General features: G+C 47.8%; 13 protein-coding genes. 5 read left to right on the top strand and 8 right to left on the bottom strand.

Features of this window, described 5'->3' with window-relative positions:
• Nucleotides 1–52 precede the first annotated feature (52 nt).
• Both pstC and pstA read left to right on the top strand, forming a co-directional pair.
• Nucleotides 53–1,003, top strand: coding sequence for a phosphate ABC transporter permease subunit PstC (gene pstC / locus AB4Y93_RS08535; protein ID WP_441890889.1), 951 nt, complete (start codon nucleotides 53–55; stop codon nucleotides 1,001–1,003).
• The gene (gene pstA / locus AB4Y93_RS08530; protein ID WP_441890887.1) at nucleotides 1,000–1,905 is read left to right on the top strand and encodes a phosphate ABC transporter permease PstA; all 906 of its coding nucleotides are present in this window, start codon (nucleotides 1,000–1,002) and stop codon (nucleotides 1,903–1,905) included. The genes pstC and pstA overlap by 4 nt, the downstream gene beginning before the upstream one ends.
• Before the next feature lie 463 nt (nucleotides 1,906–2,368).
• Here pstA and erpA read toward each other — a convergent pair whose 3' ends face one another.
• Entirely contained in the window at nucleotides 2,369–2,743 is a 375-nt protein-coding gene (gene erpA, locus AB4Y93_RS08525; protein WP_341805887.1) for an iron-sulfur cluster insertion protein ErpA, read from the bottom strand.
• Between the two features lie 291 nt (nucleotides 2,744–3,034).
• Between erpA and mqnE the strand changes: the two genes are divergently transcribed.
• Complete coding sequence (mqnE, locus tag AB4Y93_RS08520; protein ID WP_167280495.1) at nucleotides 3,035–4,138, top strand: aminofutalosine synthase MqnE; 1,104 nt, start codon at nucleotides 3,035–3,037, stop codon at nucleotides 4,136–4,138.
• A 73-nt stretch (nucleotides 4,139–4,211) separates the two neighbouring features.
• On the top strand, nucleotides 4,212–5,279 hold the full coding sequence (locus AB4Y93_RS08515) for an NAD(P)/FAD-dependent oxidoreductase (protein ID WP_441890884.1): 1,068 nt from the start codon (nucleotides 4,212–4,214) through the stop codon (nucleotides 5,277–5,279).
• Between the two features lie 2 nt (nucleotides 5,280–5,281).
• Here AB4Y93_RS08515 and AB4Y93_RS08510 read toward each other — a convergent pair whose 3' ends face one another.
• Complete coding sequence (locus AB4Y93_RS08510; RefSeq protein WP_441890882.1) at nucleotides 5,282–5,515, bottom strand: YuzB family protein; 234 nt, start codon at nucleotides 5,513–5,515, stop codon at nucleotides 5,282–5,284.
• A gap of 87 nt (nucleotides 5,516–5,602) precedes the next feature.
• Here AB4Y93_RS08510 and AB4Y93_RS08505 point away from each other — a divergent pair, with 87 nt between their 5' ends.
• Nucleotides 5,603–5,848, top strand: a complete 246-nt coding sequence (locus tag AB4Y93_RS08505) for a NifU family protein (RefSeq protein ID WP_167280498.1) — start codon at nucleotides 5,603–5,605, stop codon at nucleotides 5,846–5,848.
• Nucleotides 5,849–5,907: 59 nt separating this feature from the next.
• Here AB4Y93_RS08505 and AB4Y93_RS08500 read toward each other — a convergent pair whose 3' ends face one another.
• The 6 genes from AB4Y93_RS08500 to AB4Y93_RS08475 form a co-directional block, all read right to left on the bottom strand.
• Nucleotides 5,908–6,687 (bottom strand): SDR family oxidoreductase, encoded by a 780-nt coding sequence (locus AB4Y93_RS08500; protein WP_441890880.1) that lies wholly within the window; start codon nucleotides 6,685–6,687, stop codon nucleotides 5,908–5,910.
• A gap of 23 nt (nucleotides 6,688–6,710) precedes the next feature.
• Nucleotides 6,711–7,418 carry a Cthe_2314 family HEPN domain-containing protein gene (locus AB4Y93_RS08495; protein WP_441890878.1) on the bottom strand — a complete coding sequence of 236 codons (708 nt, stop codon included), beginning with the start codon at nucleotides 7,416–7,418 and terminating at the stop codon, nucleotides 6,711–6,713.
• 32 nt (nucleotides 7,419–7,450) lie between these two features.
• Complete coding sequence (locus AB4Y93_RS08490) at nucleotides 7,451–9,211, bottom strand: UbiD family decarboxylase (RefSeq protein WP_441890876.1); 1,761 nt, start codon at nucleotides 9,209–9,211, stop codon at nucleotides 7,451–7,453.
• Entirely contained in the window at nucleotides 9,208–10,140 is a 933-nt protein-coding gene (locus tag AB4Y93_RS08485; RefSeq protein ID WP_441890874.1) for a COX15/CtaA family protein, read from the bottom strand. The genes AB4Y93_RS08490 and AB4Y93_RS08485 overlap by 4 nt, the downstream gene beginning before the upstream one ends.
• A gap of 198 nt (nucleotides 10,141–10,338) precedes the next feature.
• Nucleotides 10,339–10,683: a thioredoxin family protein gene (locus AB4Y93_RS08480; protein ID WP_441890872.1), complete on the bottom strand. Its 345-nt coding sequence runs from the start codon at nucleotides 10,681–10,683 to the stop codon at nucleotides 10,339–10,341.
• A 31-nt stretch (nucleotides 10,684–10,714) separates the two neighbouring features.
• Nucleotides 10,715–12,295: a copper amine oxidase N-terminal domain-containing protein gene (locus AB4Y93_RS08475; RefSeq protein WP_441890870.1), complete on the bottom strand. Its 1,581-nt coding sequence runs from the start codon at nucleotides 12,293–12,295 to the stop codon at nucleotides 10,715–10,717.
• Nucleotides 12,296–12,378 lie beyond the last annotated feature (83 nt).

The following is a 12,378-nucleotide window of genomic DNA, read 5'->3' as shown; positions in this document are numbered from 1 at the left end:
CTTTCGCGAAGCGACAGGCGGCTGCTTGCTACCGAAGGAGCCGATTGTAATTATGATAGATACCTCATCTACTGCGGGGCAGATCGATCTGGGCGGCAGTCTTTTGACGGGAAGCGGCAAGCCGTTTGACCGCAAGAAGCGGCTGTTTGTGATGAACCGCCTGTTCCGTTATGTTTGTATTGCTGCAGCTGCTTTTGTGTGTCTGATTCTATTCCTCATCCTGCTGCTCATGTTCCGCACAGGTGTGCTGACATTTGGTGAGGTATCCTTCTCCGAATTTTTCCTATCTACGGAATGGAGTCCGGAAACCGAGCAGTATGGCGGGCTGTTATTCATTTTTGGCACATTTGCCCTTACTTTATTAACCTTGATCATTTCAGTCCCGCTCTCGCTCCTGATCGCGGTCTTTCTGTCGACCTTCGTTCCGACTTGGCTGAAAAATATGCTGCGTCCAGTCATGGACCTGCTTGTCGGCATTCCGTCCGTCGTTTACGGTTACTTGGGTTTGACTGTCCTTATTCCCCTGATAAGGAATGTTACCGGTACAGGTATGGGTGACGGCCTGCTTGCTGCTGCATTAGTCCTCACGATTATGGTGCTGCCTACGATCAGCCGGATCAGCGATGATTCAATCTCTGCTGTACCTAAGAAATTCAGCGATGCCTCCTACGCCCTTGGTGCAACCCGCTTCCAAACGGTCTGGAAAGTGCTAGTTCCATCTGCTCGCAGCGGCATTATGTACGCTGTCATACTTGGGATGGCCCGTGCAATTGGCGAGACGATGGCCGTCGTTATGGTCATTGGCAATACGCCGCAATTGGCGGACAGCCTGCTTAAACCTACCTCCGTTTTGACCAGCAACATTGTCATGCAGATCGCCAATGTTCCGTTTGATTCAACATGGAACTACGCACTTTATCTGATGGGCTTCCTGCTGCTTGCTATCTCTCTCTTGATGATCGTTGGCGTACGTTGGCTGCAAGGGAAAGGAGTACAGCAATGAGTAATGTAAATACAGCTGTGAACGCTAATCCGTTCCGTGGCAAACGAGGAATAAACAGCTTCAACAACCGTGTATTTACAATAGCGGTATGGACCCTAGGAATTGTTGTCGTCTTATTTATCCTTGGGCTTCTCTTCTTAATTCTAAAAGATGGTTTGCCAAAGCTCTCCTGGAGCTTCCTGTTTGGACTGCCTAGTGAAATTGATGAGGGCGGCGGTATTGGGCCTGCATTGCTGAACTCTTTTTATATCCTGTTCCTATCGCTGCTCATCTCTATTCCGCTTGGTATGGCTGCCGGCATTTATCTCGCCGAGTTCGCGCCGGTCAATAAGCTGATTTCCTTCGTCCGTATATGCGTAGAAGGATTAGCTTCGGTTCCATCCATTATCTTCGGTTTGTTTGGGATTGCACTCTTCGTTGAGACGTTCCAGCTAGGCCTGACGATTCTAGGCGGTGCAGTAAGCTTGGCCTTTCTGAACCTGCCTGTTCTGACCCGTGTCACCGAAGAATCCATCCGTGCTGTGCCCAAGGAACTGAAGAACGCTTCCTTTGCACTTGGGGCTACACATTTACAGACGATTGTTCGGGTGCTTATCCCTGCAGCAATGAACGGAATTATTACAGGCATCTGTCTCGTAGCCGGCCGTGCCTTTGGTGAAAGTGCCGTTATTATTCTGACAGCCGGCGTGACAACCTCCGGAGAAATGTGGGACTTCAGCTTATTCTCGTCAGGTGAGACGCTTGCCGTCCATCTTTGGTATGTACAGTCCGAAGCCATTGTTCCTGATGCCCAGGAGATCGCCCAGAAGTCGGCGGCGGTCCTCGTGTTCTTCGTTCTTCTGATCAACTTGGTGTTCCGTATTCCTCTATGGCTGAATTCACGTAAAATGCAGAGGTCGTAGGAAGTTGGTTTCCTTCACTGCGCAAGTAAATGCTCTTTCGACCGCTGTTGTATTCGGATTACTTGGAACAATTAATTAAGGTTATTATCCGAATACAAGGCGGGCGCTTCGCTTCTCAAGAGCATTCACTTACTCCGTTCCACAGCCGACTTCTTTATTAAAACAAAAACCGGCGTCCATTAAATGGGACGCCGGTTAGATTTGTTTATAGACAGGTTGTATCTGCAACCTGTCTAACCTATGTCGCAAAAGGCTGGCTGCGCCAGCTTTTTGCGAATGCTGTTTGGCTTCGCCATGCGGGCGGAGCAAGGGAATGTTCTGGAGAAACGGAGTGCTCGCTTTTGTTACCGGAATCGTACCTTGTACGATAAATTCACTGATTCCGGTAACAATGACGATTGGAAGAACATTCCCTTGCGCAGCCTGCATACTGGCGAACAAAAAAAGCTGAGCACAAGCGTGCTCAGCAGTCACTATCCGGCTTACCAGCCGCAGCAGCGGTACGGAAGCTCGAGCCGCAGCCGCAAGTTGCAGTTGCGTTCGGGTTCTCGATTGTGAAGCCGCCGCCCATTGCCGACTCTTTCCAGTCGATAACAAGACCGAACAGGTATTTCAAGCTGTCATCGTCAACAACAACTTTGAGATCTGCGACCTCCAATGACTTATCGTTCTCATGCTCTTCATCGTCGAAGCCCATGCCGTAGGAGAAGCCTGTGCAGCCGCCTTCCTTCACGCCGATGCGCAGGAACAGCCCAGGAGTTCCTTCCTCCTCGAGCATTTCTTTTATTTTGTCAGATGCCGATTCACTAATAGTGATCATACTTCGTACCTCCTCTATATAAATGTAATAAATGTATCGTTGTAGTTACAGTATACTCTTCTTCCCCTGGTTCCTCAAGAGACCAATGCCTGCCGCTCTTGATGAATATTCAAGACTTTAGGTGTTGCCCCATGTAACGTACAGGTTTATAATAATGGATAGCTTTCTTTATCGGATGAGCAAGTTATTTTTTTCACAAGGTATCGCTCGAGCTTGATCCATTCCTTGCTCTGATAACAAGGACGATATCGACAGCATGCCACATTGTAGTATTACGGAATTATTTTAAAGATGAAGGAGGTTGCCAAGATGAACATCGCCATCCCATCTGATAATAAGCAAATGCAGGAAATTATCGAGAAGGTGCGTAATGGAGAACGTCTTACACTTGAGGACGGTGTATTCCTCTACAAATCGGACGATCTGCTTACGATCGGGCAACTCGCAAATGAAGTCAATCTTCGCAAGAACGGTAAGAAAGTTTATTTTATCGAGAACATGAGCCTGTACTTTACGAACGTCTGTGAAGCGCATTGCGCATTCTGTAACTTCCGTAGAGATGAGGGTGCTCCTGGATCCTACACGCTGTCCGGTCAGGAAATGATCGAATACGTGGAGCAGCACTTCCACCCTGGTGTACGAGAATTCCATATTGTCGGCGGACATAACCCACATGTTCCGTTCCAATATTATGTCGATTCCCTGAAGGCATTAAATGAGCGCTTCCCGGAAGTAACGCTTAAAGCCTACACAGCTGCGGAAATCGACTTTTTCTCGCGTATTAGCGGCTTAAGCTACAAGGAAGTATTGGAAGAACTGATGAAAGTTGGCCTCAAGTCACTTACGGGCGGCGGAGCAGAAATATTATCTGACCATTACCGTAAAAAAATGCGCGTTGATAAAGCTGATGTCAGCCAATATTTAGAAGTGCACCGCACGGCTCATAATCTTGGCCTGCGCACGCATACGACGATGCTGTATGGTTCGATTGAATCGCATGAGGACCGTGTTCGTCACATGATGCAGATCCGTGAGCTTCAGGATGAAACGAACGGCTTCCAGGTCTTTATTCCATTGTCGATGCAGCCCATTAATCCTAAGGCCGGCATTCGCCGTCGTAATTCTGCCTTTGAGGATTTGAAGACCATTGCAATCAGCCGTCTGATGCTTGATAACATCCAGCATATTAAAGCTTACTTCATTAACATCGGTACTCAGTTGACTCAGGTTGCACTGACGATGGGGGCATCCGATGCTCACGGTACAATTGTTAAAGAAAAAATCAGTCATGCGGCTGGCGCACTTACGCCAGAAGGTATTACGCGCGAAGATCTGTTGTGGCTCATTAGAGGAGCCGGACGTATTCCTGTGGAGAGAGATACGTTCTACAACGAAATTAAAGTCTATGAGTAATGATGCGAAGAGACGCACATATTAGGCACACACAACAAAGCAATCATATTTTGGAGTTGGGTAGGGAAATCATATGAGAAAATTTGTAATTTTGGGCGGCGGTTACGGCGGTCAGGCAATAGCTGCAGATGTTATAGAGAAGCAGCTGCCAATCGACGTAGAGGTTATTCTCGTTGACCGTATGCCTTATCAAGGCCTTAAAACGGAATATTACGCTCTTGCAGCAGGTACGGTATCGGATCTCGATATCCGTGTAAAGTTCCCGCAGGATCCGCGACTTACGACTCATTATGGAGAAGTCTTGGATATCGATCTTGAGAATAAGCTTGTTCATCTGGAGGGTCAGGATCCAATCGATTACGAATGGCTGGTTGTTGGACTTGGCTGTACGGATAATTATCATGGCATCGAAGGTGCTGAAGAGTTCTCAACAAGCATTCAGACGCTCTCGAATGCACGTAAAACATACCAGCTGCTGAACGACGTGAAGCCTTACGGCCAAGTGTCCATTATCGGCGGGGGCTTAAGCGGCGTAGAGGTTGCTGCCGAGCTGCGCGAAGCCCGTTCTGACCTGAATATCCGCATCATCGACCGCGGACCAAGCGTTATGTCCGCTTTTCCTGGATCGCTTCAGAAGTTTGTTGCTTCCTGGTTCAGAGAGCATAATGTTGAGATGCTAAGCCATATTTCCTTGTGTCGTCTTGAGCAAGGGGCTTTGCATGACTCCAACACGGATCAAACGATCCTGACAGACGTGACGGTATGGACAGCTGGCATTCAGCCAGTTGAGATTGTTCAACGCATGAATCTGCCGAAGGACAAACAAGGCCGGCTTATTGTGAATGAATACCATCAATTGCCGGACTATAATGATGTCTTTATTTGCGGTGACTGTGCATCCCTGCCATTCTCGCCAAGCGGTCAAGCGGCTGGTGCTCAAGGCAAGCAAATCGCCGAGGTCATGCATGCCATTTGGAGTAATAAGACGCCTAAGCTTGGCAAACTCAAGCTGAAGGGTGTAATGGGTTCCCTTGGTAAGAAAAGCGGCTTTGGTCTCATGGGCAGCACCCCAATGATGGGGAAAATTCCGCGTTTGATCAAGAGCGGTATCCTCTGGAAATCAAAACGCCATTTCGGTTAGAATTATTGCTTAATGCTGATAGTATCTCGAATACGAATGGTCAGATCATCTACGGAGTCTGCTGCAACAATCAAGCCGTTTACTAACGCGAATGGTTTCAAGTAACATTCTCCGCAATTGCCAAGACATCCGTATTCGACCACTTTCAGCTGTTCATTTTTTTCCAGCTGCTTCATGAATTGTTCTGTACCATGATGCATATTGCCATTACAGAACTCAATAAGTGGTTTAGACATTTTTCGAATCACCTGGCCTTAGCGGTTGATATCCATTTTCAATCCTTGCACTTTGTACTATAATAGGGGAGAAAGGAGATGATTGCAATGAGTGAACAAGCACAAGATACAATGTACGATGAAGTATTGGACGTACTGGATAAATTGCGTCCGTTCCTGCAACGTGACGGTGGCGACGTAGAATTGGTGGACGTAGAGGACGGTATCGTTAAACTTCGTCTGATGGGTGCATGCGGAAGCTGCCCAAGTTCCACAATTACACTGAAAGCCGGCATCGAGCGCGCTTTGCTCGAAGAGGTTGAAGGCGTACAGGAAGTTGTTCAAGTATTCTAAGCTTGGAATTAAAAAAGAGTCTTGCCCGCTTCACGCAGGCAAGACTCTTTTTTTGTTATCTACAACCCAATAATATTAGAACGTATGGCGTCAAAGCCGCCGGTCACATTAATAATACTGCCGGTCAGGAAATCGGATTTGGATTGACATAAGAATCCGATCACTCTTGCTACATCCTCACCGGTTCCAGGTCTCCCAATCGGGGATTCCAGGTCCCGAAGAGCGGCGGCATCATCAATCGTCATCTCTTTATTCAGACCCCGAATATCGCCGGGTGCAATCATATTGACGGTGATGCCATGTGGTGCTTCTTCTACCGCCAATGATTTGGTGAAAGAGACCAGCCCCGTTTTAGCTGCCGCATAGACAGCCCTGTGAGGCCACGCTCTTGCTTCGTCCGCATGGCCAAAGCCAAGATGCACAATCCGTCCCCAGCCTCTCTCACGCATGCCAGGGAGCAGCTTATGATCAAGCAGCATCACACCGAGCAGATTACCGTTTAACAGCTGTATAATCATCTCTTCGCTGTATTCGGCGAACAGACGACGCTCCCGCATGAACGGACCAGCGTTATTCACCAGAATATCGATGCCGCCATTCCAGGCTTCCGCGGCTGCAGCAAGCTTTGCTACACCCACAGGGCTTGCAATATCGCCTTGAATAGCCGTAGCTCTTACGCCCATCTTCTCGATCTCGCTCTGTAACTCCAGCGCCTCTTGTCCGCTCTCCAGGTAGTTTAACATGATGCTGCAGCCAAGACTTGCGAGCTGCAATGCAGTTCGTTTACCAAGCCCTTTGGCGCTCCCTGTTACAAGCGCCGTTCTGCCCATCAGCTCCACGAGCAATCCCCCTCGCGATTCGCTTACCTGGTTCGTATAAATTTGCAGGCATAATCAAAGGTAAGACGTAATGATCCTGTTACCAACTGCAATCCATCCTGTAGATCCTGTGACTGCCCTTCAATATTCTCAAGACGAACCTCCTCACCATACATCGTATGGCTTTGGGCCAGATCATCCTGCATTTCCGTATTCATATAGTGAATCTCCGTGTTACGGCGCTTTCGCAGCCTGCCCATCGGCTCCTTGAGGCTTTCCTTGATATCGCTTAGCTTCCAGGTCAAATCCGGATGCGCCTTCTTGTCACGCATATTGCGAAGAACGGTGAAGTAGGAGAAATGTGGCTTAATCCGCTCCGTCTTCATACCGAGCATATCATTGAGCAATATACTCAACTTATCAAGCAAGGCGAAAATCCGGATAAACGCATTTTTGTCGAAATACACATAACGCTGATAGTTCAGCATCTCTTCTTCCGACATCTGACTGACCGATGGAGCCTTGATCTTCTCCTTGAAGCGCCGAGCGGCATAACAGCTCTGCTCGATTTCGTTCAAGGATGCAAGTAAACCCTTCGTCCATACTTCATAGGTACGCAGTTTATGGTCTATATCCTTGCCCGCCTCGATCTTCTCGTGAAGCAGTGACACGAACTGATTCATCAGCTGTATCGTTTCAGCAAGACGACCTTCCGGCTCCCGTTCCGGTTCATTGAATAGAAAACGCAGCATCGGCCGCTCCCGCCTCTCTTAGCGATTCATGATTAGAAGTATTCGTTCCATCTGCGATCAACCAGCTCCGTAATATCCTCACGTGTGAATAATTCATCCGGATAACCCGGCTTCATTCTTGCATCAATCACGATTGGCAGTTTGTAGCCAAAATGATGACGGCGAATATCGGCATTGGCATAAATATCATCCGCCGGATTGAACCGAGTAAATACCGTCCATAAGAATGACGTTTGGCCATGAGCAATATCAGCGTCATCAACTAGGAAGATAAGCGGCCATTCTGTACCACGTTCCGACAATCTTGCAAGCAGGCGTTCCGCAAGCTGCGGCTCTGCTTCATAGGCTGCTCCGGATACAACAAGACATCCTCGGCAATAGACCTGTGCATTATTGATTTCTTCAATAATGCCTTCCTCATAGCTCGATGGCAGCTCTCGAATGGGCTCGCCAACACCAAGCATAACCGCTTTACTGCCATGATTAAATTTGCCGCTTGTATAGTCCAGCGTATCATGTGACGTTTCATCAAAAACAAATAGATCGGTCTGCGGCTGGAACCGCTCAAGCACCGTCTCAAGCAAGACGTCGAAGCGCGACAAGTCAATTGGCTGATCAGTCAGGATGAGGAATTTCGTTAAGGTTAACTGACCTTGGCCAAGGATACTGAATGCTGTAGAAAGCGCCTCACGGGAATACGATTCACGTACAACAGCTGCTGCCAGCGCATGCACGCCGGCTTCTGCATAAGCCCACAGCTCTCTGACGCCTGGCATAACCATCGGGAATGCCGGTGCCAGCAGACGCTGCAAATACTCGCCTAAATAATAGTCTTCTTGACGAGGTTTACCTACGATCGTAGCCGGGTAGATCGCATCTTTACGATGCCAAACATGATTAACATTAAAGACAGGGAAATCATGAACAAGCGAATAATACCCAAAGTGATCGCCAAATGGCCCTTCGGCTCTGCGAATATGCGGCGGTACATGACCGCTGATCACAAATTCTGCTTCTGCTGGAATCCGATGTTTGCTATGCGGATCAGCTACAACCGGTAGCTTGCCTCCCAAGATGAGGGAAGCCATAAGCAGCTCAGGCAGATGTTCTGGGAGCGGCGCAATCGCAGAAGCGATTAGAGCAGGAGGACCGCCAAGGAAAACAGACACCGGCAGCGCTTCGTTCCGTTGCTCCGCTTCGTGATAATGGAAGCCCCCGCCTTTATGTATTTGCCAATGCATACCCGTTGTGGAATCATCAAAGATTTGCATTCGGTACATCCCTAGATTATGCGCTTTGCGGGATTTTAAGCTCTCCGTATAGACAAGAGGCAGTGTTACAAACGGTCCGCCATCCTCTTGCCAGCTGGTTACTCTCGGGAGATCCTTCAGCGGGTTTTGACGTTTCAGAGACTGCAGGATCGGCGCCGTACCGCTTGGCACTTCTTTCATGCCTACCTTCAGCATGTCCCAAATCAGCTTTTTCTCGCCCCATAAGGCTTTAGGCGTTGGCGGCATAATACGATCCGCAGCACCAACAATCTGTTTCATAATTTCTTCGGGACGTGGTCCAAAAGCCAGATCGACACGACGGCTTGTCCCAAACATATTCGTAAGAACAGGGAATGGAGTACCCTTCACATTGGTGAAAAGCAGCGCCGGACCTTCCTCTTCAATGACACGGCGGTGAATTTCAGCCAGCTCCAAATATGGATCAACCTGCACGTCTATGACGAGCAGGTCCTTTTCTTTCTTTAATACCTCAACAAATTCACGCAGGTTTTGAAAACTCAAACTTTTTCCCGTCCTTCCCGCAGCCGCCAGGAACGTATCAGCATATCACTCAATATTCCAAACAAGCCCGTAATAATCAGATTATGAAGCAAGTTCGTAAACAGGAACCAATCTTCGTTCCCAATTGTCTCCGTTAGCAGCGCACCACTCAAGATCTGCGCAATTACAAGGATAAGCGCCCAGCCAGCAGATTTCGTAAGGCCTTCGCCTCTGCGGCTGATTTTCCGTACATGTACATACAAACCAATGAGAGCAAGACCAAAAATAAGTGCCCCTACACGATGAATAAAGACTGCTGCTGTTGCACCCTCGAGCTCCGGTACAACTTCACCGTTACAAAGCGGCCAGCCGAGGCAGCCACCCGCCGAATCGGTATGGCGAATATAAGCACCGAGGTAAACCACGATATAACAAAATATGGAGACAGCCAGCATACGAGGAAAAATAGCGCGTGGCACCACAAACTCCGCAGGCTTGCCATTCTTCGCACGGTAAGACCATACAACCAAAAGCAGCGTAAAAGCAAATGCGATCAAGGATATGCCGAAATGAATCGCCATTACGGCAGCAGATTGATACCAAACAACAGCTGCAGCGCCCATCAGCGCTTGAATAATCGTAAAGAGTAAAGCTCCGCTGGCATACACAAACGGTTCTTTGTAATCAGGCTTATTTTTCCGAAACAGCAGGTAGATTGCACCAAAGGCAGCCACAACGAGCAGACCTTCGAATCCGGTAATTAAACGATGTGAAAATTCAATCGCAGTTTCCATTGTATAAGAAGGAATAAACTTACCGTTGCAAAGCGGCCAATCATCTCCGCACCCGCGTCCCGAATCGGTATTTGTTACAAGTGCTCCGGCGAGCAATACAAAAAGCATTCCGATGCACGATGCGAGAGCAAGCGTGCGAAAACGGCCGGTAACCATAATAAAATCACCTTTTTTCGGGGTTTTGTTGTCACCTCATTATAGCGATTATAAGGGTCAAAAGCCATGTTGAAAATGTGACACTTCCTAGGGTGTGACAGTTCCGTGGCAATGATGCAGACGAGGAAAATCTTTAATAACAAAAGCCCGAATCTCTTTCAATTTAGAAAGTGATTCGGGCTTTTTTATGTGTGTCTTTTAGTTCGGAAGTGCGTCCGCTATCTGCACCGTACGCTCCAGGAATTGTTCAATTTCATCCCGTGTTTTACGCAGCTTGCTGACGAACCGAATCAATTCTTTGCCATTCCGGAAAGCAACGAAGCTTGGAATGCCAAGAATGTTCAGCTCGGAGCATAGATCAGGCAGCTCATCACGGTCAATTTCGTAGAATGAAATTTTTCCGCTGTACTGCTGCTCTACCTCCGGCATAAACGGATCAATATAATGGCAGTCTGGACACCAGGTCGTCTTAAATACCGCCATTGTAATACCGTCGCCTTGAACTGCTTCACGGAAGGCCACATCTGTTGATAATTTAATCATGCTGGTCATCCTCCCTGCTTAACTACAATGATTAGCTCACTTCACGGTCAATGACAAAGGTATCACTGCCGTAGCTGTCATCCCAATGAACCTTCGCACCAAGTGCATTCGCAAAGTCACGGCCAGCTACATACAATGCGCCGTCTACGGACTTCGATACAAACGACCATGTAGCGGCTTTTCCGTTAACCGTTACTTTGTCTGAGCCATCCTTCAGGACAATTGTTGTATTCGTCGCTTCATCATAGACTGTAACACTTTTTGTCTTTTTATCATATTTCACCGTAGCGCCAAGCTCTTCAGCGACAGTCCGGAGCGGAACAATGGTCACATATTTGGGCGTTACAATTGCCGGATATCGGCCATAATCAACAGACAGCTCAACCGTTTGTTTGCCGATATGCAGCTGCTGCAGAAGAGCATACGCAGTGGACTTCGTATCGAACATTCTCAGCACCTGATAGCCTTGCAGCGAATCAAGCTGATCCGATGTAATGGCCGCATCAGGAATGACTGGAGCATCCGCTTTTACGTCGCCATTTACATTCCACATTTCGCTCTCCATATGGAGTACCAAGCCTTCAAGTGGGAACAGCGCCTGCTCGCTTGGTTTAAACGTAACATCAACCGCCTGCTTACGAATATCCAGCTTGCTGTCCACATACAGATCGGCTTTGATTGATGAATCATCATTGAAGATCTGCTTGAGATCCTCTGCACTCTCTTCGTCCAAAGCTTTAAACTCATCTTGAAGAGATACAATAGCCGCCATAAGTTCATCTGTAGCTTCTTTGATCTGATCCTCTGTTGTTGGCATATCAAGACCAGTCTGCTCGAATGGATTCACACCGGTTTCTTCCCAAAGCTCAGGGTGGCTGCTAACAATCGTAACGATCTGCTTCACGAACTTTTCCATACCATCATGGTCGTTAGCAAGCACGTCTACATATTTTTTTACCCATGTCCAAATTTCGGTACCACTGAGTTCAGCCTTCACATGGAAGAGCGAAGTGTTAACTCCGTTAATCGGCTCTTGAACAGTGTTAACCGACAGCTTATCCGGATTAGGCAGATTATTGATGAAGAAGTCCGTTGCACTGTCCATAACCTCTTTGCCAATTGCTGTTAATGCTTCTTCGTCCGGTCCAGCTGCAGCATCTGCATCAAGCTCTGTTGTTCCAAGCATGGAACCCAGGCCAGAGCCGCTCACATCCAGAACGATCGGAAGCTTCGCACCTTCTACCTCAATTACAGCCGTTGTATCCGACTGTTTGATCGAGAAGCCGATGTTAACATTTCCGCTAAGGACCAGCTTGCCCGCGTATGAAGCGTGACTAGCATCTTGTACTTTTACGCTATCTAACTGAATCTTAAAATTTGAAAATAATTTCAGCAGTGAGGCTTCTTCATCGGACATACCTTCAAAAGCTTCTTCATTCAAGAGAAGCTTCAGTTCTACCGCCTGCTTGCCTTCAGAAGAGGTCACTTTAAGCGTGTTTTTCAGAACCGCATTAAAGTCAATGCCTGAGATCGCTTGACAGCCCGCAACAATAACGAGGGCCAGAGACAGAATCAGTATGATTCCCCTCTTAAACCTTTTCAACCTTTTCAATTTGCAAATCTCCCTTCACTACTAGTAATAGGGTAACAGTAATAGACCTATAACCCTATCTATTGTAACTGAGAAAAGGGGAT

This window comes from Paenibacillus sp. YAF4_2 (assembly GCF_052113225.1).
In the GTDB taxonomy this organism is placed as follows: Bacteria; Bacillota; Bacilli; order Paenibacillales; family Paenibacillaceae; genus Pristimantibacillus.
Note: the sequence above shows the minus strand (reverse complement) of the source record. Positions and strands in the feature narration are given on the sequence as shown.

Coding starts and splice junctions, on each gene's coding strand:
- AB4Y93_RS08480 (WP_441890872.1), bottom strand. CDS start 10,683: ATGATTAAATTATCAACAGATGTGGCCTTCCGTGAAGCAGTTCAAGGC.
- AB4Y93_RS08485 (WP_441890874.1), bottom strand. CDS start 10,140: ATGGTTACCGGCCGTTTTCGCACGCTTGCTCTCGCATCGTGCATCGGA.
- AB4Y93_RS08495 (WP_441890878.1), bottom strand. CDS start 7,418: ATGCTGCGTTTTCTATTCAATGAACCGGAACGGGAGCCGGAAGGTCGT.
- mqnE (WP_167280495.1), top strand. CDS start 3,035: ATGAACATCGCCATCCCATCTGATAATAAGCAAATGCAGGAAATTATC.
- pstC (WP_441890889.1), top strand. CDS start 53: ATGATAGATACCTCATCTACTGCGGGGCAGATCGATCTGGGCGGCAGT.
- AB4Y93_RS08505 (WP_167280498.1), top strand. CDS start 5,603: ATGAGTGAACAAGCACAAGATACAATGTACGATGAAGTATTGGACGTA.
- AB4Y93_RS08510 (WP_441890882.1), bottom strand. CDS start 5,515: ATGTCTAAACCACTTATTGAGTTCTGTAATGGCAATATGCATCATGGT.
- AB4Y93_RS08515 (WP_441890884.1), top strand. CDS start 4,212: ATGAGAAAATTTGTAATTTTGGGCGGCGGTTACGGCGGTCAGGCAATA.
- pstA (WP_441890887.1), top strand. CDS start 1,000: ATGAGTAATGTAAATACAGCTGTGAACGCTAATCCGTTCCGTGGCAAA.